Raw genomic sequence first — 24,573 nt, 5'->3', positions numbered from 1 at the left:
CGGGCGTCGACAATGTCCGCATGAGCAAAGACCGTCCCGCCCCGGAAGCCCCCGAGCCGCTGTTCCCGCTCGTCGACTCGCACACCCATCTCGACGCGTGCGGAGCCTCGGACGCCGCTAGCGTCAGGGAGATCGTCGACCGGGCCGCCGCGGTCGGGGTGGAGCGGGTGGTCACGGTGGCCGACGATCTGGCGGCCGCCCAGTTCGCCGTCGACGCGGCGCACTGGGATCCCCGCGTCTATGCGGCGGTGGCCATCCACCCGACCCGGGCGAACGTGCTCGACGACGCGACGAGGGCGCACATCGAGCGGCTCGTCGCCGATCCGCGGGTCGTCGCGGTGGGGGAGACCGGGCTCGACTTCTACTGGCCCGGCAAACTCGACGGCTGTGCCACGATCCCCGAGCAGACCGAGGGATTCCGCTGGCACATCGACCTCGCGAAGCGGCTCGGCAAGACGCTGATGATTCACAACCGCGAGGCCGACCAGGCGTTGCTGCAGGTGCTGCGCGAGGAGGGGGCACCGGAGACGGTGATCTTCCACTGCTTCTCCTCGGACGCCGAGATGGCGCGCGAGTGCGTCGACGCCGGTTACGTCCTCAGCTTCTCCGGCACCGTCAGTTTCAGGAACGCGAAGGCTCTACGGGAGGCGGCGCCGCTGGTGCCGTCGGATCAGCTGATCGTCGAGACGGATGCGCCGTTCCTCACGCCGCACCCGTTCCGGGGCGCTCCCAACGAGCCGTACTGCCTGCCGTACACGGTCCGGGCGCTCGCCGAGATCCGCGGCGAGGACCCGGAAGAACTGGCGAAGGCGTCCACCGCGACCGCCGAGCGCGTGTACGGCCTCCGGCCCGTGAGTGGTTAGCGAGTGCATGGACTCGTCAACCGTGCACGGGGTCGCAGGCCTTAACTTGAAGTTTCAACTTAAGCGTCTTAGGATCGTTTCCGGTTCAACCACTGGTCGTCCCGGTCGCGCGGGGACACCTCGATGAAAGGCGCATCCATGAGTAACCCCGCAGTTCGAAATCTGGGAATTCTCGTTGCCCGCGTGGGCATCGGCATCATCTTCCTCGCCCACGGCTGGCAGAAGGCCTTCACCAACGGCCTCGACGGGCAGACCGCCGGTTTCGAGGCCATGGGCGTACCGCTCCCCGGCCTCTCGGCGTTCCTCGCGACGTGGATCGAGCTGATCGGTGGCATCGCGCTGATCGTCGGCGCCGCGGTGCCGGTCTTCGGAATCCTGCTGTTCCTCGACATGCTCGGCGCATTCTTCCTCGTACACGTCGACAAGGGAATCTTCGCGAGCGAGGGCGGTTACGAACTGGTGCTGGCCCTGGGCGCCGCGTCGCTGCTGCTCGCCGTCGTCGGATCGGGCCGGTTCGGCGTGGACGGACTGCTCGGCGACAAGCTGCCGTGGGCCGCGAAGGAACCGGCCACCGTCTGACCCCAGGTGAGTGGCGAAGTGTGCCCCGGCACGCCTCGCCACTCACCTGCCTAGAGGACCTTGTTCAAAAAGTCCTGAGTGCGGGACTGCTGCGGATCGCCGAAGATCTGCTCGGGAGTTCCCTCCTCCACCACGAACCCGTCGGCCATGAAGATCACCCGGTCGGACACCTCGCGGGCGAAGCCCATCTCGTGCGTGACCACGACCATCGTCATGCCGCCCTTCGCGAGGTCGCGCAGTACCTGCAGCACCTCGCCCACCATCTCGGGGTCCAGGGCGCTGGTGGCCTCGTCGAACAGCATGATGTCCGGATTCATCGCCAGTGCCCGGGCGATCGCGACGCGCTGCTTCTGCCCACCCGACAGGTTCGCCGGCTTCGCGTCCGCCTTCTCGGCCAGCCCGACCTGTTCGAGCAGCCGGACGGCCGTCGCCCGCGCCTCCTCCTTGGAGGCCTGCTTCGTCTGCACGGGCGCGAGCATCACGTTCTCGATCGCCGTCATGTGCGGGAACAGATTGAAGTGCTGGAACACCATGCCGATGTGCTGACGCACCCGGTCGATGTCGATCTTCTTGTCGCTCACGTCGAATCCGTCGACCACGACGTTGCCGTCGGTGATGTCCTCGAGGCGGTTGAGGCAGCGCAGGAACGTGCTCTTGCCCGAGCCGGACGGCCCGATCACGCAGACCACTTCACCGCTCGCGATGTCGACGTCGATGCCCTTGAGGACCTCGTTGTCGCCGAACGACTTCTTCAGACCCTTCACCCTGATCTTCGGGTCGGCGGGCTCGGCCTTGTTCTCCGTCACCGGTGTCTCGGTCACCTGTTGATCCTCTTTTCGAGCCGGTTCGACAGCTTCGTCAGCGCCATGATGATGATGAAATACATCACGCCGATGATCAGCCACATGTTGAAGGACTGGAAGTTGCGGGCGATGATGATCCGCCCGGTCTGCGTGAGTTCGGCGAGTCCGATCACGGACAGGATCGACGTGTCCTTCAACGTGATCACGAACTGGTTGATGTACGACGGAATCATCGTCCGCACGGCCTGCGGCATCACGACCTTCTGCATCGACTTCAGGTAGCTGATACCGAGGCTCCGCGACGCTTCCATCTGGCCCTTGTCGACGGACAGGATGCCGCCGCGCACGATTTCGGCCATGTAGGCGCCGGCGTTGAGGCTCAGTGTGATGATGCCCGCCGTGAACGCCGACATCTGGAAGTCCAGTGCCGCGGGGATGCCGAAGTAGATGAAGAAGGCCTGCACCAGCAGCGGGGTGCCGCGGAACACGTCGACGTACGTGGTGCCGATTCCGCGCAGGACGATGTTGGTCGACACCCGGAACAGGCCGAAGATCGCGCCGAGCACTAGTGCGATGGCGATCGAGATCACGGTGAGGACGATGGTGAGCCACAGACCCTCGAGCAACAGCGGGTAGGTGCTCTTGATCAGGCCCAGGATCGAGTTGTCGTCGTCGGACGCGTCGGAGTTGAGGTACGTGTCGAGGATCTCGTCGTATTTGCCGCTCGCCTTCACATTCGCGAGTCCGGCGTTGAACTCCTGCAGGAGCTGCGCGTTCTGGCCCTTCGCGACGGCGAACCCGTAGCTGGCGCCGGGGACCTTGTCGGTGACGGTCTTGAAGCCGTTGCCCTGCTTGATGCCGTAGGCGAGCACCGGGTAGTCCTCGAACACGGCAGCCGAGTTACCGGTGCGGACCTCGTCGAACATGCTCGACGAGTCGGCGAAGTACTTGGTGGTGAACCCGTACTGGTCCTTGATGGACTCCGCGTACGTGGCGCCCTCGGTGCCGTTCTTGACCGCGACGGACTTGCCGCGCAGGTCCTCGTACGAGGTCACCGAGTCGTTGCTCTCGAGCACGCCCATCTGCACGCCCGACTCGAAGTAGGGATCGGAGAAGTCGAACGTCGCCTTGCGGGCGTCGGTGATCGACATGCCGGCGATCATGCCGTTTGCCTGCCCGCCCGTGACCGCCTGCAGTGCGGCGTCGAACCCGACTGGGTTGACCTGGTACGTGAAGCCCTGGTCCTCGGCGATGGCGGCGAGGAGGTCCATGTCGATACCGACGAGCTTGCCGCTCTCGTCCTGGAATTCGAACGGGGCGAACGTGATGTCGGTGGCGATGTTGTAGTTGTTGCCCGGAGCGGGCTGTTGCGCGCCCGCGAGGCCGGGCGCGACGAGTGTGACGAGCAGCGTCAGCGCGGCGATCACCGCGGGCACTCTCGGACGTCTGACGAGTCTCAGAAGTCGATCGGATCTGCTGCGCACGAAACCCCAGCTTTCTCAGTCAGTAGTGCCCGGTCGCTTCCGGGCTTCTTGGTGCATGTCGCAAGATACTGCGTTCCGGGCGTGGTCCGGACCAGAAGCGATTCATCCCGGTGAAGTGAAAACTGTCCCCGATCTCAACCTTTTCGTGATCTGAGACGCGGGTCATAGCGGCAAAGTTGCCAGTCCATCGCCGATTCGTTACCGTACCGTGATCAAACGTTCGCCAGCCTTGGGATTTCACGTGTCGCCTTTCGCCAGACTCAACAACGCCAAATCGCCCCTTCTCTACGTGGTCGTCGCAGCACTGCTCGCGACGCTCGTCGTGGGCGGTGCGCTTGCAGTGGCGCGGCACAAGACCGTCACGCTCGACGTCGACGGCGAGACCATCTCGCTCGGCACGATGGCCTCCGACGTCACCGGCGCACTCGACGACGCCGGATACACCGTCGGCGAGCGGGACGCGGTCGCTCCGTCCGCCGACGCGTCGATCTCCGACGGCGACACGGTGGTGCTGCGCCGTGCCCGCGAGGTGAACCTCACTGTCGACGGCCAGCCCAAGACCGTGTGGACCACCGCGCTCACCGTCGACGACGCACTGAAGCAGTTCGAACTGGCCGACGACGTCCACGTCTCGGCATCCCGCTCGGACCGCCTGCCGCTCGAGGGCAGCGCGCTCGAGGTCGTCAACGCCAAGCTCGTCAAGGTCGCCGACGGTGGCGCTCCACTCACCGACGTCCGCCTGGCCGCCCCCACCGTGGGTGAGCTCCTCGCAGCGAACGGCGCTCCGCTCGAGCAGGCCGACACGGTCGTGCCCGCGGCGGACACCCCGGTGGTCGAGGGCTCGGAGATCCACGTGACCCGCGATCGCACCGAGACGCGCACCGAGACACTCCCCATCGCGCCGCCCGAGAACCGCGTCGACGATCCCGCGCTGGACAAGGGCAAGACCGTCGTCGAGAACCCCGGAGTTCCCGGTGAGCGCACCGTCACCGCCTCCGTGAAGACGATCAACGGCGTCGAGGCCGGACGGCAGGAGCTCAGCTCGCAGGTGCTTCGCGAGCCCGCGCCGGCACTCGTCAAGGTCGGTGTGAAGGAACTCGCCATCTCCAACGCCTCCACCTGGGATTCGATCGCGCACTGCGAGGCCACCGGCAACTGGGCCATCAACACCGGCAACGGTTTCTTCGGCGGGCTGCAGTTCACCCAGAGCACCTGGGAGGCGTTCGGCGGCACCCAGTACGCCTCTCGCGCCGACCTCGCATCCCGCGAACAGCAGATCTCCGTCGCCGAGAAGGTCCAGGCGGCGCAGGGCTGGGGTGCCTGGCCCGCCTGCACCAGCAAGCTCGGACTCCGCTGACGGTCTGAACTAAAGGAACACGATGTCACCCTTCGCGAAGATCAACTCGGCCCGCTCGCCGCTGCTGTACACAGTGGTGGCCCTGCTTCTCGCCACCTTGATCGCCGGCGGAGTGATGGCAGTGGTCCGGCACAAGACCGTCACACTCGACGTGGACGGCGAGCAGATCTCGCTGAGCACCATGACCACGAGTGTCGACGCCGCCCTGTCCGACGCCGGATACTCGATCAGCGACCGCGACGTGGTGGCGCCCGAGCGTGATGCGACCCTGTCCGATGGCGACACGGTGGTGCTGCGCCGGGCGCGCGAGGTGTCGCTGACCGTGGACGGCCAGCCGAAGACGGTGTGGACCACCGCGCTCACCGTCGAGGACGCGCTGAAGCAGTTCGACCTCGGCGACGACGTCCACGTGTCCGCATCCCGCTCGCAGCGACTTCCGCTCGACGGGGCTGCACTCGACGTGCTCAATCCGCTCGTGGTCAAGCTCACCGACGGCGCCCTGCCGGTCACCGACGTGCGCATGGCCGCGCCGACGGTCGGGGAGTTCCTCGCCGCGCACGGCGCACCTCTCGAGCAGGCCGACACCGTCGTTCCGTCCGCGGACACTCCGCTGGCCGAGGGCATGGATGTCACGGTCACCCGCGACCGAACCGAAACGAAGGTCGAAACGCTGCCGCTGGCTCCCGAGGAGCAGCGCATCGAGGACCCGACGATGAACATGAGCCGCACCGTGGTCGAGAACCCGGGGCTGCCGGGCGTCCAGGACGTGACGTTCGCGGTCAACACCGTCAACGGCAAGGAGATCGGACGTAATCAGGTGGCCGCAACGGTCACGACGCCGGCCCAGCCGAAGGTGGTCCGGGTCGGCGCGAAGCCCGGCACCGAGGTTCCGCCGGTCGAGAACGGCACGGTGTGGGACGCCCTCGCGCAGTGCGAGGCCACGGGCAACTGGGCCATCAACACGGGCAACGGCTTCTTCGGCGGCGTGCAGTTCGACCAGAACACCTGGGAGCGCCAGGGCGGCCTGAAATACGCACCCCGCGCCGACCTCGCCACCCGCGAAGAGCAGATCGCCGTCGCGTCGAAGACGCAGAAGACGCAGGGGTGGGGAGCGTGGCCGACGTGCTCGGGCAGGCTCGGCGTGCGTTAAAGTTCGCCTGGTGTCCGACGCCGAATTACCCCCCGCCGCTCGAGGTCAGGCCGCACTGCTCGGCCCCGCCGAGGTGCGAGCGCTCGCCGAGGAATTCGGCGTGCGCCCCACCAAGCAGTTGGGGCAGAACTTCGTGCACGACGCCAACACGGTTCGTCGCATCGTCGCGACCGCCGGGGTGGGGCGCGACGACACGGTCCTCGAGGTCGGCCCCGGACTCGGATCACTGACGCTGGCGTTGCTCGACGTCGTCGACAGGGTTGTCGCCGTCGAGATCGACCCCAATCTGGCGGCGCGTCTTCCCCGCACGGTCGCGGATCGAGCGCCGGAACTCGCGGACCGGCTCACGGTGGTCGGCGCGGACGCGATGCGGGTCACACCGTCGGAGATTCCCGGCGAACCCACGGCGCTCGTCGCGAATCTGCCCTACAACGTGGCGGTACCCGTGCTGCTGCACCTGTTCTCCGAACTGCCCAGTCTCCGAACGGCTCTGGTGATGGTGCAGGCCGAGGTCGCCGACCGCTTGGCGGCGTCCCCGGGCAGCAAGATCTACGGCGTGCCCAGTGTGAAAGCCAACTTCTTCGGCTCGGTCCGTCGCGCGGGCGCCGTCGGACGTGCCGTGTTCTGGCCCGTCCCGAAGGTCGAGTCGGGTCTCGTGCGCATCGACCGGTACGCGAAACCGCCGTGGCCGGTCGACGACGAACACCGCCGCCGCGTCTTCGCCGTCATCGATGCAGCTTTCGCTCAGCGCCGCAAGACATTACGCGCCGCCCTCGGTGGGTGGGCGGGCTCGCCGGCCAACGCGGAGCGGCGGCTGCTCGAGGCCGGTATCGCACCGTCGAGTCGCGGCGAGACCCTCGACGCCGCCGCGTTCGTTCGGCTCGCCTCCACCCACCCGTGAGTACCCGGGGGAGACAACCGACCAGATGTGTGGTTCACTATTGGAGGTCGTAAGTTTTGTGTTTGTGTTTCCCACGCTCGCAAATCGATGGTTGCGAGCGTTTGGACGTCCTCCACAGGAATTGTCGTAAGCGGTCGTGTCAATGACCCTGGTAACCGAGCCGGTTGCCTGAAGAAGTTACTGTGTTAGAGGAGATTTACATGGCAGAGGGCATCGTGAAGTGGTTCAACTCCGAGAAGGGGTTCGGCTTCATCGCCCCCGAGGACGGCAGCGCTGACGTGTTCGTCCATTACTCGGAGATCCAGAGCGGCGGCTTCCGCACGCTCGAGGAGAATCAGCGTGTTTCGTTCGAGATCGGCCAGGGCAACAAGGGCCCGCAGGCCACCGGCGTCACCCTGATCTGAGAACGGCCATGACTTCCCGGTTCGCCGGGACATGACGTTCGAGCAAGGCCCCACTCGTCACGGAGTGGGGCCTTGTCTCGTTTGCGATCGGTCTTATCCGAGGGTAGCCGTGCCGAGTGCCCGGCCGGGGCCGGGTCGAGAGTGCACACGAAGGCCAGCGAGAACGCCATGATCACCACCGTCGCGCCACCGAGCGCCAGGTGGCCCCCGACGAGCACCTTCCCGACCGTTCCCACCCGGGCGGGCGCGCGCGCCCGCCCCTTCTCGACAATCGTGTGCTGCTCCCCGAGTACCCCGGCCCTTCCTTGTCCGCCACCTGGTTGGACGCCGCGCAGGACCGTTCCGTTCCACGGATTTTCGGTCCACGGTGACAGCTGAACGCCGTCCCGGTCAGGCGTTACCGTAGCGGTCGGCGAACAGGCGGTGACGTTCACCCACGCGCCGGCACTCTTCGCGCAGCTCAGGCGGGTCGAGGACGGTGAAGTCGACGCCGAATGCGCTGAGCCAGTTGGCGATCGACGGTACGGAGTCGCCGCCGAGCGCGACCGCGCACCGCCCGTCGGGCATCTCCTCGAGGGTGCCCCAGTCCTCGTGCACCAGGCCCGCCATCTCGTCGATCGACGCGTGCAGCAGCACTCGCGCCCGGATCCGGGTGACGGCCCGGTTGATTCCTCGGGCGACGAATTCCGCGGCGCCGCCGGGCGGCAGTTCGCGGGGCGCGAATCGTGGTCCCGTCGGGATCTTCGGTGTCAGGCGGTCCATGCGGAAGGATCGCCAGTCCGCGCGCGTGAGGTCCCAGGCGACGAGGTACCAGCGCAGGCCGGCCCGGACGAGCCGGTACGGCTCCACCTCACGACGGCTCTCGGTGCCGTCGTAGGCGCGGTAGTCGAATCGGAGCCGTTCGTGGTTGTGGCACACGGAGGCGACGGCGGACAGCACCTGCGCGTCGACGGCGCTCTTCGCGGGCTCGCGGTGGACCACGTCGACCTGCAGCGTCTCGAGTCGGTGCCGGAGTCGTGACGGCATCACCTGGCGGAGTTTGGTGAGCGCTCGCATCGACGCCTCGCCGATGCCGACGACGGAACCGGTCGCGCCGGACTGCAGACCGAGTGCGACGGCCAGCACCTCTTCGTCGTCGAGGAGCAGCGGCGGCATCTCCGCGCCGGCGCCGAGCTGGTATCCACCGCCCACCCCGACCGTCGCGTCGACGGGATACCCGAGGTCGCGGAGTTTCTCCACGTCTCGGCGGACGGTGCGTGGGGTGATTCCGAGTCGGTCGGCGAGTTCCGCCCCGGACCAGTCCTTTCGGGTCTGGAGCAGGGAGAGCAGCCGGAGGAGTCGTGCCGAGGTTTCCCGCATCGCCTTAGGATGCCACCGATAACGGACATCTTTTGTCCTCGATCGGCAGCAGATAACGGTAAGTAACAATATTCCCACCAGCCTCACAAGTGTCACTACACTGGCGCCGACGATCCACGGACATCGCACGTACTTCAGTGAAGAATCCGACGGAAAGGTCCTTCGAGTGACGCACTCCCGTGTCAAGCCCCTCTCCACAGCAGTTCGGGCGCTGCTCGCCACCGTCATGACCGCCGCCTTCTGCCTGACCCTCGCGGTGTCGACCACCGCGTCGGCGTCCGCGTCGGCGGCCGACCTCTTCAACAGCGCCCAGGGCAGATTCGCCGCCGGCGACACCCACGGCGCGCTCGCGGACATCGGGGGCGCCGTCGCCGGGGAACCGGGCGACACCAACGCGCTGGCCCTGCAAGCCATCTACGCCGATGCGGCAGACGACCTGATCACCCGGGAGGCCGCGCTCGCTCGGCTCGGCGGAATGGACGGTGGCATGCGCGCCGGCGTCGACGGCATGCTGAACGCGATCCGGATCGCGTCGTTCACCCCGCCGAATCCACTGCCGGCCATCCAGGGGCCGTCCACCGCGATCATCGTCCTCGGCTTCGGGCTGCTCCCCGACGGCACGATGCGGCCGGAGTTGGTCAACCGACTGCAGGCCGCGCTCGTCCAGTCGTGGGTGTCGCCGCTCTCACCGATCATCGTTACGGGCGGCAATCCGCAGAACGGCATCACCGAGGCCGCCGCGATGCAGGGATGGTTGCAGGCTCACGGTGTCCCGGCAGACCGCATCCACCCCGAGCACCGCGCCGGATCGACCGTGGGCAACGCCCTCAACTCGGTCCCGCTCGCTCGGTCGCTCGGCGCGGGCGGCGCGATTCTCGTGACGTCGGCCAATCACACGCGCAGGGCAACGGTCGATTTCACCGTCGCCGGACTGCCGGTGGTCGGGGCGATGAGTGCGGTCACCAGTGCCGGTCAGCTGATCGCCGAAGTGATGCCATTGACCAAGGATCAGCAGCTCGGCATGTATCGCGACGCGATCAGGGTGTTCGGCATTCCCGCCGGCTACTGACGCACTCCTACCCGGCCCCGCCGGGCGTAGGCGGTGCCGGACTGCAGTTCGTGGCAGTATTGCGACGCACCGACCGCAGGAGGACACATGCGACTGTCGCCCCACGAGCAGGAGCGTCTGCTCCTGAGTTATGCCGCGGACCTCGCGCGCAGGCGCCGGCAGCGTGGGCTGGTGTTGAACCATCCGGAGGCGGTGGCCCTCATCACGGATCACATCCTCGAGGGTGCCCGCGACGGCCGGTCGGTGGCAGAACTGATGGTGTCCGGTCGTGAGGTGCTCACCCGGTCGGACGTGATGGACGGCGTTCCGGAGATGCTGCACGACGTGCAGGTGGAGGCCACGTTCCCGGACGGTACCAAGCTCGTCACCGTCCACGATCCGATTGCGTAGGGGTGGCCGTGATTCCCGGTGAAGTGCTGTGCGCCGAGGGCGTGATCGAGCTCAACGAAGGTTCTCCGCGCATCGAACTGGCGGTGGTCAACACCGGTGACCGCCCGGTCCAGGTCGGGAGCCACGTTCATTTTCCGCAGGCCAACCACGCCCTGCAGTTCGACCGGTCCGCCGCCCACGGGCTGCGGCTGGACATCCCCGCGGGCACCGCGGTGCGCTTCGAACCGGGTATCGCGCAGACGATTTCGCTCGTACCTCTGCGCGGTACCCGTGAAGTGCACGGGCTGAGCCTCACTCCGCCCGGGAAGCTGGACGCATCATGACCCATCTCAGCCGTGCCCGGTACGCCGAGTTGTTCGGTCCGACGACGGGCGACCGGATCCGGCTCGCCGACACCGACCTGCTGATCGAGATCACCGAGGACCGTAGCGGCGGGCCGGGACTGGCCGGCGACGAAGCGGTGTTCGGTGGTGGAAAAGTGTTGCGCGAGTCAATGGGCCAGGGTCGGGCGACCCGTGCCGAGGGCGCGCCCGACACGGTGATCACCGGGGTCGTGGTGGTCGACCACTGGGGAATTATCAAGGCGGACATCGGTATTCGGGGAGGTCGCATCGTCGCGCTCGGCAAGGCGGGCAACCCCGACACGATGTCGGGTGTCCACCCGGATCTGGTGGTGGGGCCGTCCACCGAGATCATCGCCGGGAACGGCAAGATCGTCACCGCCGGTGGCATCGACTGCCACGTGCACTTCATCTGCCCGCAGATCATGGACGAGGCGCTGGGCGGCGGCATCACGACGATGATCGGCGGCGGCACCGGCCCGGCCGAAGGCAGCAAGGCCACCACCGTCACGCCCGGTTCGTGGCACACCGCCCGGATGCTCGAGGCGCTCGACGGCTGGCCGATGAACATCGCCCTGCTCGGCAAGGGCAACACGGTCAGCTCGGAGTCGATGTGGGAGCAGTTGCGCGGCGGCGTCTCCGGGTTCAAGCTGCACGAGGACTGGGGCTCCACGCCGGCCGCGATCGACGCGTGCCTCACCGTCGCGGACGCCGCGGGTGTGCAGGTGGCACTCCACTCGGACACCCTGAACGAGGCCGGTTTCGTCGAGGACACACTCGCGGCGATCGCCGGGCGCGCGATCCACGCCTATCACACGGAAGGGGCGGGCGGCGGTCACGCTCCGGACATCATCACGGTGGCCGCGCACGCGAACGTCCTGCCGAGTTCGACCAATCCGACCCGGCCGCACACCGTCAACACGCTCGACGAGCATCTCGACATGCTGATGGTGTGCCATCACCTGAGCCCGGCGATCCCGGAGGATCTGGCGTTCGCGGAGAGCCGTATCCGGCCGTCCACCATCGCGGCGGAGGATCTCCTCCACGACCTCGGTGCCATCTCCATGATCGGCAGCGACTCGCAGGCGATGGGACGCATCGGCGAGGTCGTGTTGCGTACTTGGCAGACCGCGCACGTGATGAAACGTCGGCGGGGTTTCCTGCCCGGTGACAACGGCGCCGACAACCGGCGCGTCCAGCGCTACGTGGCGAAGTACACGATCTGCCCCGCTGTCGCACACGGGCTCGAGGACGAGATCGGATCGGTAGAGGTCGGCAAACTCGCCGACCTGGTGCTGTGGGATCCGGCGTTCTTCGGGGTGCGGCCGCACGCCGTGATCAAGGGCGGAATGATCGCGTGGGCCGCGATGGGAGATGCCAACGCGTCCATTCCCACTCCGCAGCCCGTGCTGCCGCGCCCTATGTTCGGGGCGACGCCCAAGGCGGCGGCCGCCACGTCCGTGCACTTCGTCGCGCCGCATGCCCTCGAGGACGGATTGGCGGACCGGCTCGATCTGAGCCGGCGACTGGTGCCGGTCGCGAACGTGCGTTCGCGTGGCAAGTCCGATATGCCCCGCAACGACGCGCAGCCGAGGATCGAGGTCGACCCCGACACGTTCACGGTCCGCATCGACGGCGAGGTGTGGGAAGAGCAGCCGGCGGCGGAACTGCCGATGGCCCAGCGATATTTCCTGTTCTGATGCGCCTCGCTCATCTGATGTCCCTGGCCGACTCGCGGCTGCCCACCGGCGGCCACGTGCATTCGGGCGGGATCGAGGAGGCCGTCGCGAGCGGCGTCGTCCGCGACGTCGCCACCATGGAGGCGTTCCTGCGGCGACGGATCCGGACCGCGGGGCTCGTCGCCGGATCGATCGGCGCGGCGGTGTGCGACAGGCGCCTCACCCCCGAACACGCGGACGCGGAAATGGATGCGCGAACCCCGTCCCCGGCGGCGCGGTCGTCGTCGCGGGCGCAGGGGAGAGGTCTGCTGCGTCTGGCCCGCACCACGTGGCCCGAGCACGACTGGTCCCCGCTCGGAACACGCCCGCACCTGCCCGTCGTTTCGGGGACGGTCGGAACCGTCACCGCGATCGCGCCCCGTGAGGCCGCGCTGGTCGTGGTCTACACCACGATGACCGGCTCCGCGATCGCCGCGCAGCGACTGCTCGCCCTCGATCCCGCGCAGGTCGCCGCATGCACGTTCGCACTGTCCGATCTGTGCGACGACATCGCCGACCGGTGCGTGACCGGACTGTCGAGCGTGTCCGACCCCTTCATGGACGTCGTCGCGGAGCGCCACGTCCTGCGGGACCGCCCCCTGTTCATGTCGTGACACCAGCTGTATCCCGGTAAAGGAGAGGTCAACCATGCCACCGCATTTCATCGACGGTGAACCCCACGACCATCAGCACGACCGTCCCCGGCGGGTCCGGGTGGCGGGCGAACCGGTCCGGATCGGGATCGGTGGGCCCGTCGGATCGGGTAAGACCGCGCTCGTCGCGGCGCTCTGCAGGCAGCTGCGCGAGGAGTTGTCGCTGGCCGTGCTCACCAACGACATCTACACCACCGAGGACGCGGACTTCCTGCGCCGCCATGCCGTGCTGCCGGACGAGCGGATCGCCGCCGTGCAGACCGGTGGTTGCCCCCATACGGCGATCCGCGACGACATCACCGCGAACCTCGACGCCATCGACGACCTGGTCGCAGCCAATCCGCCGCTCGATCTGATCCTGGTGGAGTCGGGCGGCGACAATCTCACAGCGACGTTCTCCTCGGGTTTGATCGACGTGCAGATCTTCGTCGTCGACGTCGCAGGTGGTGACAAGGTGCCCCGCAAGGGTGGTCCCGGTGTGACGTTCTCGGATCTGCTCGTGATCAACAAGACCGACCTCGCCCCGATGGTCGGAGCCGATCTCGGGGTGATGCGCCGCGACGCCGAGAAGGTCCGCGAGGGCAGGCCCACGGTGCTGATCTCGTTGACGGAGGACCCGTCGTCCGGTCCGGCGCTGGAGTGGGTGCGCGAGCAGGTGCGCACGCTCACCGCCGTGCAGTGACGGTGCGCACCGAACTGACGATCGTCGCGTCGCCCGATCGCAGTCCGCGGATCGCCGCGGTCGGGGGACTGGCCGCCCGGATCACCGGACGCGACACGGTCCACGTGATCGGCACCGCTGCGACCCCGCTCGGCGGCGACCACTGGGACATCACCGTCCGGGTGCTGCCGGGGGCCCGGCTGACGCTGCGCAGCGTTGCGGCCTCCCTCGCCTTGCCGGGCCGGGGTTGCGCGCTGTCCACGGCGCGCTGGTCGGTGGAGGTCGCGGACGACGCCGCGCTCGACTGCGCACTGGAACCCACGGTGATCTCGGGCGGCGCGGAGCATCGTGTGGAGACGACCGTGTCACTCGCGGAATCGTCCACGCTGCTGCTGCGTGAGAGGGTGCAGATCGGCCGGTCGGGGGAGGAGACCGGACGCTGGGTGGGCATCACGAACGCCGATCTCGGCGCTGTGCCCCTGCTCCGGCACCAGTTGGAACTCGGGATCGGCACGGTCTCGCACGACGTGCTGGACGGCCCGGCGGCAGTGACGAGTGCGCTGCGGTATCCGGACTCGCGGCCCGCGGACGTCGCGGGCGACATCCGGTCGGCGCGCACCCGTCTTCCCCTCGCACGGGGTGGCAGCCTCACCACGCGGCTGGGCCCACACCTGTGACGCAGGTGAGCGGCAAAGTGCGTGATGGTGCGCATTTCCGCACCCGTGCCGGGAGCGCCTAAGCTCTACCCTTGTGCTTTCCGTCGTTCCCCGCCCCGTTGTCGTCAGGGCCCCGTCCAAGGTCAATCTGCATCTGGCCGTCGGGGACCTGCGTGGCGACGGCTATCACGAGCTGAACACGGTGTTCCAGGCGCTCTCGCTCAGCGACACCGTGTCGGTGGTTCCTGCGGAGACGCTGTCGGTGACGGTCCGCGGCGAAGACGCCCGCGTGGTACCGACCGACAGCGGCAACCTGGTGTGGAAGGCCGCGGAGATGCTCGCCGCCGAATCGGGACGCCGGCCGGACGTCGAGATCGCCATCGAGAAGGGGATCCCGGTGGCCGGGGGGATGGCCGGCGGCAGCGCCGACGCGGCGGCGACGCTGGTGGGGCTGAACGCGTTGTGGGCGCTGGACCTGTCGCGGGAGCAACTCGACGGATTCGCCGCGAAGCTGGGCAGCGACGTCCCCTTCTCCCTCCACGGCGGGACCGCGTTCGGGACGGGGCGCGGCGAGCGACTCCTGCCCGTGCTGTCCCGCAGCACGTTCCACTGGGTGCTCGCGCTCGCAAAGGGCGGACTGAGCACACCGACGGTGTTCCGGGAGCTGGACCGTCTGCGGGCCGAGGGAAATCCGCCGCGACTCGGCGGTGCCGAGGAACTGATGCACGCCCTCACGACGGGCGACGCCGCGACGCTCGCCCCGCTGCTGGGCAACGACCTGCAATCTGCCGCCCTGTCCCTGAACCCGGGTCTGCGGCGGACGCTGCGCGCCGGGGTCTCGGCGGGCGCACTGGCCGGGATCGTCTCCGGGTCCGGCCCGACCTGTGCTTTCTTGTGCGCTGACGCGGATGCCGCGGTCCAAGTCAGCGCAGAACTCGCTGGTGCGGGGGTGTGTCGCACGGTGCGGGTCGCCAGCGGACCCGTGCCGGGCGCACGAATAATCAACGACGCGGCGGAGGGATCGCACTGATGGCGAATCTGATCAATCTCGAGCAGGTATCGAAGTCCTTCGGCATCAAGCCGCTGCTCGATTCGGTATCTCTCGGAGTGCAGGAAGGCGAACGCATCGGCGTCGTCGGCCTCAACGGCGGTGGCAAGACCACCATGCTCGAGGTGCTCGCCGGAGTGGAGGCGCCCGACTCCGGACGGGTCAGCCGGGTCGGCGGACTGCGGATGGCGGTCGTGACCCAGCGCGGCGTCCTGCCTGCCGGCTCGAGCGTCGGCGACGTGGTGCTCGGACCGCTGGGTGTGGCCGACCACGAATGGGCCGGCGACGCCCGCATCCGGTCGATCCTGGCCGGGATCGGCATCGACAACCTGGGTCTCGAGGCCAAGGTGGACGGGCTGTCGGGCGGCGAGCGGCGCCGCGTGGCGCTGGCCGCGGCGCTCGTCCAGGACCTCGATCTGCTGGTACTCGACGAGCCGACCAACCACCTCGACGTCGAGGGTGTGCAGTGGCTGGCGGAGCACCTCGTCGGCCGCCGCAGCGCGCTGGTGGTCGTGACGCACGATCGCTGGTTCCTCGACACCGTCGCCAACCGCACGTGGGAAGTGTTGGGCGGCAGGGTCGAAAGCTACGAGGGCGGGTACAACGACTGGGTGTTCGCCCGGGCGGAGCGTTCCCGGCAGGCCGACGCGTCCGAGGAACGTCGTCGCAACCTCGCTCGCAAGGAGCTGGCCTGGTTGCGTCGCGGCGCGCCCGCCCGCACGTCCAAGCCGAAGTACCGGATCGAGGCCGCCGAGGCGCTGATCGCGGATGTGCCCCCGCCCCGAGACAACGTGGCGCTGGCGTCGTTCGCGCAGCGACGGCTCGGCAAGGTCGTCATCGAACTCGAGGACGCGCGGCTGGAAACCCCCGACGGCCGGGTGCTCGTCGACGACCTCACGTGGCGGTTGGCTCCGGGGGAGCGGGTCGGCCTGGTCGGCGTCAACGGCTCCGGCAAGACGACGCTTCTGCGCACGCTCGCCGGGGAGATCGCCCCGGCGTCGGGCAAGCGGGTCCAGGGTCAGACCGTGCACATCGGCTGGCTGCGCCAGGAACTCGACGACCTGCCGACGAACATGCGGGTGCTCGAGGCCGTCAAGGACGTCGCCGAGCGGATCACGTTGGGCGACAAGGAGGTGTCGGCCGGGCAGCTCGCCGAACGGCTGGGATTCACGCCGGCCCGGCAGCGGACGCCGGTGGGCGACCTGTCCGGTGGTGAGCGGCGCCGGCTGCAGCTGACGCGGGTGCTGATGTCGGAGCCGAACGTGCTGCTGCTCGACGAGCCGACCAACGACCTCGACATCGACACGTTGCAGCAGCTCGAGGACATTCTCGACGGCTGGGCGGGCACCATGGTGGTCATCAGTCACGACCGGTACCTCATCGAGCGCATCTGTGATTCGACGTGGGCGCTGTTCGGCGACGGCAAACTGACCAACCTGCCCGGGGGCATCGAGGACTATCTGCGCCGCCGGGCGGCGATGGTCGACACCGGCGCGCCGTCGGTCGCGTCGACGGCCTCCGGTGCGTCCGCACCCAAGCAGGTGCGCGACGGCGCCGCCGAGCGCGTCGCCCGCAAGGAACTGTCGCGTCTCGAGCGGGCCGTGGCGAAGCTCGACGATCGCGAACGGAAGCTGCACGAGAAGCTGGCCGAGGCGGCCACCGATCCGGACAAGCTGCAAAAGCTCGACGCCGAGCTCAAAGAGGTCGTCGCGGAGAAGGAAGCCACCGAGGAGCAGTGGATGGAGCTGGCCGCCGAACTGGACTAGCACCTCACTCGGTCAGAGCATTCGACGTTCCGAAACCGTTGCGGCTCAGTACATCCACCGGATCGGTGGCTCCTGACCCGCCCCATACGGACACGATGCGGTGGTCCGGGACGCCGTGTTCCCGGGCGACGGCCAGCGAGCACACCAGCACGGCGGCGGCCTGATCGACGAACGGCATGGCATTGAGCGTCAACGGGTACGGCTCACACACCATGCGGTTGCCCGGGCCGACCGTGGCGATCTCCTCGCGGAGTAAACCTCGGACATCCACGACGCCGGATTCTTCGCGGCCAGTTCGGAGAAGGCCGAGTACATCCGCGCCGACTCCGCCAGCGCCTCGTCGGGGCTCAGGCCGGACTCGTGGGCGAAGCGGTTCTCGAACAGCGGATACACGCGGGTGGGCACGATGAGCCCCGCGCGCTGCATCGCGGGACTTCCGAGATCCGCCGGATCGAGGGCGGGCGGGCCGCCCGGGGCGGGCGACCAGCCCAGCGACGCGGGATCGGTACCCGACTTCCGCAGCGACGTCATGGTCGCCTGCGTCTCGCCGCCGACGAGCAGCGCTGCCGACGACCGTCCCGCCGCGATGTCGTCGCCGATGCGGTCGAGGAGCGCGGCGGACCAGTGCCCGCCGATCGGGGACGTGCTCGATCGCGGAGCCGGCAGCGCCAGGCGGGTTGCGAGCAGTCCGGGGAGGTCATCGTAGGTCCAGCTCACGGTCTTCACCGCACGGATGGTGTCGATCCGGGCGCCGAGTGCAGCCGAACCGCTGTCGGCGACGGCGGCGCGCGCGGCGTCCGTGATCAGGTCGAGGGGTTCACGCGGACCGGCGGGGTCGCCCGCCCTGCCGGAACGGAGGTCGCCGACACCGACGATCACCGGTGTGCGGGTCGGATCGGTCATGGGTACCCCTCTCGCGTGACCACGTGAGCGTCACGACAGTGCGGGACGAATTACCTGTGAACCCGGGGTGCAGCAATTCCGCCTGGAGTGCCCGACCGAAGGCGGGGCCGAGGTGGTGAAAATTACGAAATAGCAAGCAAGGCAGTGGTATTCGCGTGGGTCTGGGAGGTGTGGCTCGCACCGCTCGCGCCGGGAGTGGGAGCTCGCAGGCGAGGCTTGCCTAATGTGGGGCCGTGAGTGTGCTGGAGCGCAGGCCACGCAGTCATTTCGTAACCTTTTCGTGTCCCGGATCACGGCCTGAATATGCATGATCCGGGCAAAACGGGGAAATCCAGGGCGAACGGGCAGATTTTCCGACTAATCTGCACTCCAGGGCTTGCATGTTCGCTGCACAGGAGGCGGGGCTCATGGATCTCGAAGCAATTAAACAGATCGAGCAGCTCAAGCACCGTTATTCACGTGCTCTCGACACGAAGTCGTGGGTGGAGTTTGCCGATACGATGGTCCCGGACGTCACCGCGACGTACAGCGAATACCTCACGTTCGACTCCCGTGACTCATTCGTGTCCTTCCTCGAGAACACTCTCGGGACCCACGTCATCACGGAGCATCAGTGCGGCCAGCCCGAGATCACCGTCACCGGTGACACCGCGGTCGGCGTGTGGTTTCTCGCCGACACCACACTGATTCCCGAAGACGGGATGCTGTTACGGGGCTCTGCCTACTACCACGATCGTTATCTCCTGTGCCCCGACGGGAACTGGCGGATCACGCACACCGGATACGAACGCACCTGGGAATCGGTGGCGGCGCTCTCCGATTTCCCGAGTTTCCGGCTCACTTCCAACAAGTGGGCGATGTTGCAACCTCCCGCGTCCGCCTGAGAGAGCACACTGGGATCCGACGCATCACGGACCACTGGGAGGTGACGATGTCTCCGGACGTCCCCGTTCCCGGCGCGCTGCCGTATCTGACGGTGCGGCGGGGCGTCGAGGCCATCGCGTGGTATTCCAAGGTGTTCGGCGCCGAGGTGGTGGGGGAGCCGATCGTCATGGACGACGGCAGGGTGGGCCATGCCGAACTGCGGTTGCCGACCGGAATGATCTACCTGGCGGAGGAGTTTCCCGAGATGGGCCTGACCGCGCCGGAATCCGGGGCGACGTCCGTGAGCCTGATGTTGTCGGTCGACGATCCCGATGCGGTTCTGGTCGGTGCCCGCGACGCCGGCGGCACGGTGGAACGGTGGATCTCGGAGGGGCACGGACACCGCAACGCGACCCTCATCGACCCGTTCGGCCATCGCTGGCTGTTGGTGGGGCCATCGGATCCGGCCGCGCCCGCCTGACGGTCAGGCCGCGGCTACTCTCGGCACATGCCGACAACACCCGACCGTTCGTCGTATCCGGACACCCGCGCGTGGATTCGCGCCCTGCCCGCACTCGGCGGAGTCGCCACTCCGCCCGTCGGCACGCTTCCGGAGTCACCCGGCGCGCTGTTTCTCGACTGGATGACGCAGGCCGCGGCGGCCGGGGTTCCGGAACCGCACGCCGCGGCACTGTCGACTGTCGATGCCGAGGGCATTCCGGACGCCCGTTTCCTGCTCCTCAAGGACGTCACCGAGCAGGGCTTCTGGTTCTCGGGCGACACCCGTTCGCCGAAGGGTCGCGATCTGGAAGCGAATGCCGTTGCGGCGCTGACCTTCTACTGGAAGGAGCTGGGGCGGCAGGTGCGGGTCCGCGGAACTGTCGTCGAGGGCGATCCGGCGCTCTCCGCCCGTGACTTCCGCGAACGGTCGATCACCGCGCGGGCCGTGGCTGCCGCGAGCCGCCAGAGCGAGGTACTGGACGATCCCGCCGAGTACGACCGGGCCGTTGCGGCGGCGGTGGCCCGCATCGAGGCCGACCCCGACTTCGTGTCGGACACGTGGCGGGCATGGTGCCTCGTTCCCGGCACCGTCGAGTTCTGGCAGGCGGACGCCGGGCGCAGGCATGTGCGCCAGCTCTACCGCCGCGTGTCCGAACGGTGGATCCGTGAGGTGCTGTGGCCGTAGCCGGGTCAGCGGGCGGTCGCGGAGGGCGAGCGCAGGTCGACGACGATCGACTGGCCGTTGAGCTTCGCGTGGATCTCCGGGCGCTCGAACCCGGCCGCGACGAGGTACTCGCCGAGCAGTGCCAGCAGTTCGTCGGCGTCCACGGTGGGATCGGCGGAGTGACTGCTCGACGACGCGAGGTGCTCCTCCAGCAGCTCGGTGTGTGCAAGACGGCCCGCGACTCGCACGGCTGCCACTCCCATCGCGTTGCGTCGCATGACGGTGCGTCCACGAGATTCCAGCGACGCCGTCGCCTGAGGCGTGTCGACCGGCTCCTCGGTGCTGTGCGAACCCGAGCTGCGCGTCGGCAGCGGGAAGGTGAACGTCTCGGCGGAGCTGGTGGTGGACTTGCCGTTGCCGCCGGTCAGCCCGCCCGCGCCCGGTTCGGCGAACGGGGACTCCGCCGCCGAGCCGTTGCTGCCCGATCCGTTCGCGGAAATGCCGTTTTCCATCCTGTCGCTTCCTGCTCGTAGCCGAACGGGTACCGCGCAAAGCCCGTCAGTGTGCTCGATTCGCAGTGAAAGTTACCAGCAGCGTGGAACCGTCGCGTCAGCGAACGCCTTCCGCCCGTAATTTCCGTGCCCACGCCGATGCGTGTTACGTCACCATCGACGTGGTCGAGGAACTCGCGCCGACGCGTACGTGTACGGCCGGGCCGACATCCACGGGCGTAAGCAGCCCATCGTCGTTCGCGCCGACTGTCGCACCCCATGCGGCAGAGCGCATGCACCTGTTCTCCACGGTCCCCGGTGAACGACTCGTCGACTAGGGGCAGGTCACCGGCCGGGCGGCGACCCGCGCATCAGTCGGCGGCGGCGACGAGGGGTTCGAGCGTGAGGTCGGGCAGTTCCTTCTGGATGTACTGCAGGCGCCACTTGTCGCTGACGAGGGCCAGCATCACGCCGTCCGAACGGGTAAACACCTCGACACCGCGCTGACGATTCAGTTCGTCGGCCGACGCGGCGTCCGTGCGCCGCGCCAACGCGTAGCCCAGCGGTTCCATCCGGGCCTCGACATTGAATTCGGCCTTCATCCGCGCGGCGACCACCTCGAACTGCATCGGACCGACCGCGGCCATCACAGGCGAGGCGTCGCCGCGGAGGTCGTTGCGGAGGATCTGCACGACACCCTCGGAGTCGAGTTGATCCACGGCCCGCCGGAACTGCTTGTACTTGCCGGCGCTCTCGGCGCGCAGGATCGAGAAGTGTTCGGGCGCGAACGACGGGATCGGCGGGAACTCCACCTTCTTCTCGAAGAACAGGGTGTGGCCGGGGGCGAGGGCGGTGGCGTTCACGAGTCCCACCACGTCGCCGGGGTACGCCGATTCGACGGTCGAACGTTCGCGTCCGAACACGGTCTGCGCGTACTTCGTCGTGAACGGCTTACCGGTCTGGGCGTGGGTGACGACCATGCCACGCTCGAACACTCCCGACACGATGCGCATGAACGCGAGCCGGTCGCGGTGGGCGGTGTCCATACCTGCCTGGACCTTGAAGACCACCGCACTGAACGGGTCGGTGACCTCGCGCGGGGTGCCGTCCAGGTCGTCCCGGGCGCGTGGCGGCGGTGCCAGCTCGACCAGCGTGTCGAGGATCTGGCGTACACCGAAGTTGAGCATCGCCGACGCGAAGATGACCGGCGACGTCTGGCCGCCGAGGAACAACTCCTGGTCGTGGTCCTGACCGGTGGCCGACAGCAGTTCACTCTCCTCGGCGGCGGTCTCCCACTCGGAGCCCTCCTTCGCGAGGGCGGCGTCGGCGTCCATGACCTCTTCGGGGGCGATCTTCGCGCCGCCCGCCGTGCGGGTGAACCGGATGTACTCGCGGGGGGCACCGTCCTCGCCGCGGCGCAACAGTCCCCTGAAGTCGCCGGCGATGCCCACTGGCCAGTACAGGGGAGTGGGGGTGAGGCCGATGCGTTCCTGGATCTCGTCGAGAAGCTCGAGCGGCGTCTGACCGGGACGGTCCCACTTGTTGATGACGGTGATCACCGGGATTCCGCGGTGGCGGCACACCTGGAACAGCTTCAGCGTCTGCGGTTCGAGACCCTTGGCGGCGTCGATCAGCATGACGGCGGCGTCCACCGCGGTCAGAACGCGATATGTGTCCTCCGAGAAGTCGGAGTGGCCGGGAGTGTCGACCAGGTTGATCACGTTGTCGACGGGCTCGTCGGCCGACGCCTCGGTGGATCGGTAGTTGAACTGCAGAGCCGTGGAGCTGACCGAGATGCCGCGGGCCTTCTCCATCTCCATCCAGTCCGACACCGTCGACTTGCGGCCGGCTTTGCCGTGCACCGCGCCCGCCTCGGAGATGACCTTCGCGTGGAGTGCGAGAGCCTCCGTCAGCGTCGACTTACCGGCGTCGGGATGCGAGATCACGGCGAACGTGCGGCGACGCGACGCCTCGGCGCGGACACCCTTCTCGGATTTCCCCTCCGGCGAGGCGGCCGTGGCGACGGACGCCGTCTCGGCTGGAATGGTGTCGGCCGAGTCGGACGGGGTAGTCAACGAAGAACCTCTCGGGGGACGGGATGTGTGCAGGAAGGCCGTATGGCCGCATACCAGGTTACTCGGGTGCCGAGGACGAACTCGCAGCACAGTCACATCCAGGGCGAAGTAACGATCGGGCGCCGGTCGAGGATTAATCAGGGTGAGTCGTCGGGGCGCTCCGGAGTTCACCGTTTCTGCGTTCGGACACCCGTATGTGCAGGAGGAAGACTGTGAGCAAGTTCACCGACGAGATGTACGCGACCGCGGCGAGCAGCACCCGCGGCCTCAACACGGGTGAGCCCGACGCGCCGCTGCGACAGCCGTGGGGCGAGATCCACAAGTCCGCGCGGCGCATGGCGGGTGCACTGGCCGAGGCGGGTATCGGCCACGGTGACGCCATCGGCATCCTCGCCGGTCAGCCCGTCGACATCGCGCCTTCCTGCCAGGCCACCTGGATGCGCGGCGCCTCCGTCACGATGCTGCACCAGCCGACGCCGCGCACCGACCTGATGGTGTGGGCCAAGGACACCGAGACCGTCATCACGATGATCGACGCGAAGGCAGTGATCCTCGGTGCCCCGTTCGACGCCGCCAAGCCGCTGCTGGAGGAGCGCGGCATCACGGTGCTGACCGTCGCGGAACTGAACGAGGGCACGGAGATCGACCCGGTCGAGACGTTCGAGAGCGACATCGCGCTGCAGCAGCTCACGTCCGGATCCACCGGTTCGCCCAAGGCCGTGCAGATCACGCACGAGAACTTTTACACCAACGCGTACGCCATGATCGACCGCATCAAGTTCTCCATCGAGGACGACGTGATGATCAGCTGGCTTCCGCTGTTCCACGACATGGGGATGGTCGGCTTCCTGAGCGTGCCGATGCAGGTCGGCGCGGAGGTCGTGAGCATCACCCCGATGGACTTCCTTCGCACGCCGCTGCTGTGGGCGGAACTGATGGGGAAGTACAAGGGCACCGTCACGGCCGCTCCCAACTTCGCGTACTCGCTGCTCGCCCGCCGGCTCAAGCAGGCGGAGGACGGCGCCGTCGACCTCAGCACCGTCCGGTACATGTGGAACGGCGCCGAGCCCGTCGACCCCGACACGATGAACGCACTCGCCGAGGCGGGTGCCCGGTTCGGGCTGAATCCGTCCGCACTCGCCCCCGTCTACGGGATGGCCGAGACCACCCTCGCCGTCTCCATCCCGGATCCGGACCAGGGCCAGGTGCTCGATCGCGTCGACCCGGACCTGCTCGAGGCCATGCAGCGCGCCGTCCCGTCGAGCAAGCCGAACGCACGCGCCCTCGCCACACTCGGCAAGATGGTGCCGAACCTCGAGGGCCGTGTCGTCGACAGCGACGGTGAGCTGCTCCCGACCCGCGGCGTCGGCATCATCGAGGTCCGCGGCAAGGCGGTGACCCCCGGCTACATCACGCTGGACGGGCACAAGCCGGCGCAGGACGCGGACGGCTGGCTCAACACCGGCGACGTCGGCTATTTCACCGAAGAAGGTCTCGTCGTCGTCTGCGGTCGTGTCAAGGACGTCATCATCATGGGCGGCCGCAACATCTACCCGACGGACATCGAGCGGGCCGCGGGCACCGTTGCCGGCGTGCGTCCCGGCAACGCGGTGGCGGTGCGCCTCGACGCGGGGCAGAAACGGGAAAGCTTCGCCGTCGCGGTCGAGACCAACGACTACCAGGACCCCGAAACGGTCAAGCGCATCGAGCACGAGGTCGTGCACGCCGTGTTCTCCGAGGTCGGTGTGCGCCCCCGCACCGTTGCCGTCCTCGGACCGGGCAGCATCCCCAAGACGTCGTCGGGCAAACTCCGCCGCACCACGTCCGCGAACCTCGTAGGGTAGGCGCTCCGCGCTCGTGCGCCTTTTTGGTA

The 24,573-nt window shown here is 68.0% G+C and carries 24 protein-coding genes and 1 pseudogene; 19 read left to right on the top strand and 6 right to left on the bottom strand.

What is annotated here, in order from left to right:
• Nucleotides 1–20 precede the first annotated feature (20 nt).
• Both H0B43_RS08270 and H0B43_RS08265 read left to right on the top strand, forming a co-directional pair.
• Nucleotides 21–863: a TatD family hydrolase gene (locus H0B43_RS08270; protein ID WP_185728360.1), complete on the top strand. Its 843-nt coding sequence runs from the start codon at nt 21–23 to the stop codon at nt 861–863.
• 138 nt (nt 864–1,001) lie between these two features.
• Entirely contained in the window at nt 1,002–1,442 is a 441-nt protein-coding gene (locus H0B43_RS08265) for a DoxX family protein (RefSeq protein ID WP_185728361.1), read from the top strand.
• Nucleotides 1,443–1,492: 50 nt separating this feature from the next.
• Here H0B43_RS08265 and H0B43_RS08260 read toward each other — a convergent pair whose 3' ends face one another.
• Together H0B43_RS08260 and H0B43_RS08255 are read right to left on the bottom strand one after the other, a co-directional pair.
• The gene (locus H0B43_RS08260; protein ID WP_185728362.1) at nt 1,493–2,263 is read right to left on the bottom strand and encodes an amino acid ABC transporter ATP-binding protein; all 771 of its coding nucleotides are present in this window, start codon (nt 2,261–2,263) and stop codon (nt 1,493–1,495) included.
• Nucleotides 2,260–3,729, bottom strand: a complete 1,470-nt coding sequence (locus H0B43_RS08255; RefSeq protein WP_397517483.1) for an amino acid ABC transporter substrate-binding protein/permease — start codon at nt 3,727–3,729, stop codon at nt 2,260–2,262. The genes H0B43_RS08260 and H0B43_RS08255 overlap by 4 nt, the downstream gene beginning before the upstream one ends.
• Nucleotides 3,730–3,970: 241 nt before the next feature.
• Between H0B43_RS08255 and H0B43_RS42455 the strand changes: the two genes are divergently transcribed.
• The 4 genes from H0B43_RS42455 to H0B43_RS08235 all read left to right on the top strand — a co-directional run bounded on the left by H0B43_RS42455 (nt 3,971) and on the right by H0B43_RS08235 (nt 7,541).
• Nucleotides 3,971–5,086 carry a resuscitation-promoting factor gene (locus H0B43_RS42455; protein WP_185728364.1) on the top strand — a complete coding sequence of 372 codons (1,116 nt, stop codon included), beginning with the start codon at nt 3,971–3,973 and terminating at the stop codon, nt 5,084–5,086.
• 22 nt (nt 5,087–5,108) lie between these two features.
• Nucleotides 5,109–6,236, top strand: coding sequence for a resuscitation-promoting factor (locus tag H0B43_RS08245; protein ID WP_185728365.1), 1,128 nt, complete (start codon nt 5,109–5,111; stop codon nt 6,234–6,236).
• Between the two features lie 10 nt (nt 6,237–6,246).
• A complete protein-coding gene (gene rsmA / locus H0B43_RS08240; RefSeq protein ID WP_185728366.1) occupies nt 6,247–7,137 on the top strand; it encodes a 16S rRNA (adenine(1518)-N(6)/adenine(1519)-N(6))-dimethyltransferase RsmA in 891 nt (296 codons plus the stop codon).
• 200 nt (nt 7,138–7,337) lie between these two features.
• Nucleotides 7,338–7,541 carry a cold-shock protein gene (locus H0B43_RS08235; protein WP_005255446.1) on the top strand — a complete coding sequence of 68 codons (204 nt, stop codon included), beginning with the start codon at nt 7,338–7,340 and terminating at the stop codon, nt 7,539–7,541.
• 390 nt (nt 7,542–7,931) lie between these two features.
• Here the strand turns inward: H0B43_RS08235 and H0B43_RS08230 are convergent, their stop codons facing one another.
• Nucleotides 7,932–8,900, bottom strand: coding sequence for a YafY family protein (locus H0B43_RS08230; protein ID WP_185728367.1), 969 nt, complete (start codon nt 8,898–8,900; stop codon nt 7,932–7,934).
• Between the two features lie 226 nt (nt 8,901–9,126).
• Between H0B43_RS08230 and H0B43_RS08225 the strand changes: the two genes are divergently transcribed.
• The 9 genes from H0B43_RS08225 to H0B43_RS08185 all read left to right on the top strand — a co-directional run bounded on the left by H0B43_RS08225 (nt 9,127) and on the right by H0B43_RS08185 (nt 17,202).
• Entirely contained in the window at nt 9,127–9,969 is an 843-nt protein-coding gene (locus H0B43_RS08225) for a YdcF family protein (protein WP_185730062.1), read from the top strand.
• An 87-nt stretch (nt 9,970–10,056) separates the two neighbouring features.
• Nucleotides 10,057–10,359, top strand: coding sequence for an urease subunit gamma (locus H0B43_RS08220; RefSeq protein ID WP_185728368.1), 303 nt, complete (start codon nt 10,057–10,059; stop codon nt 10,357–10,359).
• A gap of 8 nt (nt 10,360–10,367) precedes the next feature.
• Complete coding sequence (locus H0B43_RS08215; RefSeq protein ID WP_185728369.1) at nt 10,368–10,682, top strand: urease subunit beta; 315 nt, start codon at nt 10,368–10,370, stop codon at nt 10,680–10,682.
• Nucleotides 10,679–12,400 carry an urease subunit alpha gene (locus tag H0B43_RS08210; protein ID WP_185728370.1) on the top strand — a complete coding sequence of 574 codons (1,722 nt, stop codon included), beginning with the start codon at nt 10,679–10,681 and terminating at the stop codon, nt 12,398–12,400. The genes H0B43_RS08215 and H0B43_RS08210 overlap by 4 nt, the downstream gene beginning before the upstream one ends.
• A complete protein-coding gene (locus tag H0B43_RS08205) occupies nt 12,400–13,032 on the top strand; it encodes an urease accessory protein UreF (RefSeq protein ID WP_185728371.1) in 633 nt (210 codons plus the stop codon). The genes H0B43_RS08210 and H0B43_RS08205 overlap by 1 nt, the downstream gene beginning before the upstream one ends.
• Nucleotides 13,033–13,066: 34 nt before the next feature.
• Nucleotides 13,067–13,753 carry an urease accessory protein UreG gene (gene ureG, locus H0B43_RS08200; protein WP_185728372.1) on the top strand — a complete coding sequence of 229 codons (687 nt, stop codon included), beginning with the start codon at nt 13,067–13,069 and terminating at the stop codon, nt 13,751–13,753.
• Nucleotides 13,754–13,755: 2 nt separating this feature from the next.
• Nucleotides 13,756–14,409 carry an urease accessory protein UreD gene (locus H0B43_RS08195; RefSeq protein WP_185730063.1) on the top strand — a complete coding sequence of 218 codons (654 nt, stop codon included), beginning with the start codon at nt 13,756–13,758 and terminating at the stop codon, nt 14,407–14,409.
• 73 nt (nt 14,410–14,482) lie between these two features.
• Complete coding sequence (locus H0B43_RS08190) at nt 14,483–15,418, top strand: 4-(cytidine 5'-diphospho)-2-C-methyl-D-erythritol kinase (protein ID WP_185728373.1); 936 nt, start codon at nt 14,483–14,485, stop codon at nt 15,416–15,418.
• Nucleotides 15,418–17,202, top strand: a complete 1,785-nt coding sequence (locus H0B43_RS08185; protein WP_185728374.1) for an ABC-F family ATP-binding cassette domain-containing protein — start codon at nt 15,418–15,420, stop codon at nt 17,200–17,202. Before H0B43_RS08190 ends, H0B43_RS08185 begins: the two co-directional genes overlap by 1 nt.
• 7 nt (nt 17,203–17,209) lie before the next feature.
• On the opposite strand, the pseudogene H0B43_RS08180 reads toward H0B43_RS08185, so the two are convergent.
• Nucleotides 17,210–18,105 (bottom strand): annotated as a pseudogene (locus H0B43_RS08180) (acetyl-CoA acetyltransferase); the annotation flags it as partial.
• A 407-nt stretch (nt 18,106–18,512) separates the two neighbouring features.
• On the opposite strand from H0B43_RS08180, the gene H0B43_RS08175 reads away from it, so the two are divergent.
• From H0B43_RS08175 to H0B43_RS08165, 3 genes are read left to right on the top strand one after another with little or no spacing between them, the layout of a single operon-like run.
• Entirely contained in the window at nt 18,513–18,989 is a 477-nt protein-coding gene (locus H0B43_RS08175; RefSeq protein WP_141466865.1) for a nuclear transport factor 2 family protein, read from the top strand.
• Between the two features lie 47 nt (nt 18,990–19,036).
• The gene (locus H0B43_RS08170) at nt 19,037–19,450 is read left to right on the top strand and encodes a glyoxalase/bleomycin resistance/extradiol dioxygenase family protein (RefSeq protein WP_185728375.1); all 414 of its coding nucleotides are present in this window, start codon (nt 19,037–19,039) and stop codon (nt 19,448–19,450) included.
• A 27-nt stretch (nt 19,451–19,477) separates the two neighbouring features.
• On the top strand, nt 19,478–20,155 hold the full coding sequence (locus H0B43_RS08165; protein WP_185728376.1) for a pyridoxal 5'-phosphate synthase: 678 nt from the start codon (nt 19,478–19,480) through the stop codon (nt 20,153–20,155).
• Nucleotides 20,156–20,160: 5 nt separating this feature from the next.
• Here the strand turns inward: H0B43_RS08165 and H0B43_RS08160 are convergent, their stop codons facing one another.
• Nucleotides 20,161–20,646: a hypothetical protein gene (locus tag H0B43_RS08160; RefSeq protein WP_185728377.1), complete on the bottom strand. Its 486-nt coding sequence runs from the start codon at nt 20,644–20,646 to the stop codon at nt 20,161–20,163.
• A 350-nt stretch (nt 20,647–20,996) separates the two neighbouring features.
• The gene (locus H0B43_RS08155) at nt 20,997–22,700 is read right to left on the bottom strand and encodes a peptide chain release factor 3 (RefSeq protein ID WP_185728378.1); all 1,704 of its coding nucleotides are present in this window, start codon (nt 22,698–22,700) and stop codon (nt 20,997–20,999) included.
• Nucleotides 22,701–22,912: 212 nt separating this feature from the next.
• On the opposite strand from H0B43_RS08155, the gene H0B43_RS08150 reads away from it, so the two are divergent.
• Nucleotides 22,913–24,544 carry a fatty acyl-AMP ligase gene (locus H0B43_RS08150; protein WP_185728379.1) on the top strand — a complete coding sequence of 544 codons (1,632 nt, stop codon included), beginning with the start codon at nt 22,913–22,915 and terminating at the stop codon, nt 24,542–24,544.
• Nucleotides 24,545–24,573: the final 29 nt, after the last annotated feature.

The sequence above is a fragment of the Rhodococcus sp. 4CII genome, from assembly GCF_014256275.1.
GTDB lineage: Bacteria > Actinomycetota > Actinomycetes > Mycobacteriales > Mycobacteriaceae > Rhodococcus_F > Rhodococcus_F wratislaviensis_A.
The sequence above is the reverse complement of the archived record's forward strand: the minus strand, read 5'-3'. Positions and strand labels throughout refer to the sequence as shown.

What these genes read in the sequence shown, in the direction of transcription:
- H0B43_RS08160 (WP_185728377.1), bottom strand. Translation starts at nt 20,646, where the DNA reads ATGGAAAACGGCATTTCCGCGAACGGATCGGGCAGCAACGGCTCGGCG.
- H0B43_RS08170 (WP_185728375.1), top strand. Translation starts at nt 19,037, where the DNA reads ATGTCTCCGGACGTCCCCGTTCCCGGCGCGCTGCCGTATCTGACGGTG.
- H0B43_RS08210 (WP_185728370.1), top strand. Translation starts at nt 10,679, where the DNA reads ATGACCCATCTCAGCCGTGCCCGGTACGCCGAGTTGTTCGGTCCGACG.
- ureG (WP_185728372.1), top strand. Translation starts at nt 13,067, where the DNA reads ATGCCACCGCATTTCATCGACGGTGAACCCCACGACCATCAGCACGAC.
- H0B43_RS08245 (WP_185728365.1), top strand. Translation starts at nt 5,109, where the DNA reads ATGTCACCCTTCGCGAAGATCAACTCGGCCCGCTCGCCGCTGCTGTAC.
- H0B43_RS08205 (WP_185728371.1), top strand. Translation starts at nt 12,400, where the DNA reads ATGCGCCTCGCTCATCTGATGTCCCTGGCCGACTCGCGGCTGCCCACC.
- H0B43_RS08220 (WP_185728368.1), top strand. Translation starts at nt 10,057, where the DNA reads ATGCGACTGTCGCCCCACGAGCAGGAGCGTCTGCTCCTGAGTTATGCC.
- H0B43_RS08185 (WP_185728374.1), top strand. Translation starts at nt 15,418, where the DNA reads ATGGCGAATCTGATCAATCTCGAGCAGGTATCGAAGTCCTTCGGCATC.
- H0B43_RS08225 (WP_185730062.1), top strand. Translation starts at nt 9,127, where the DNA reads ATGACCGCCGCCTTCTGCCTGACCCTCGCGGTGTCGACCACCGCGTCG.
- H0B43_RS08165 (WP_185728376.1), top strand. Translation starts at nt 19,478, where the DNA reads ATGCCGACAACACCCGACCGTTCGTCGTATCCGGACACCCGCGCGTGG.
- H0B43_RS08270 (WP_185728360.1), top strand. Translation starts at nt 21, where the DNA reads ATGAGCAAAGACCGTCCCGCCCCGGAAGCCCCCGAGCCGCTGTTCCCG.
- H0B43_RS08265 (WP_185728361.1), top strand. Translation starts at nt 1,002, where the DNA reads ATGAGTAACCCCGCAGTTCGAAATCTGGGAATTCTCGTTGCCCGCGTG.
- H0B43_RS08235 (WP_005255446.1), top strand. Translation starts at nt 7,338, where the DNA reads ATGGCAGAGGGCATCGTGAAGTGGTTCAACTCCGAGAAGGGGTTCGGC.
- H0B43_RS08230 (WP_185728367.1), bottom strand. Translation starts at nt 8,900, where the DNA reads ATGCGGGAAACCTCGGCACGACTCCTCCGGCTGCTCTCCCTGCTCCAG.
- H0B43_RS08175 (WP_141466865.1), top strand. Translation starts at nt 18,513, where the DNA reads ATGGATCTCGAAGCAATTAAACAGATCGAGCAGCTCAAGCACCGTTAT.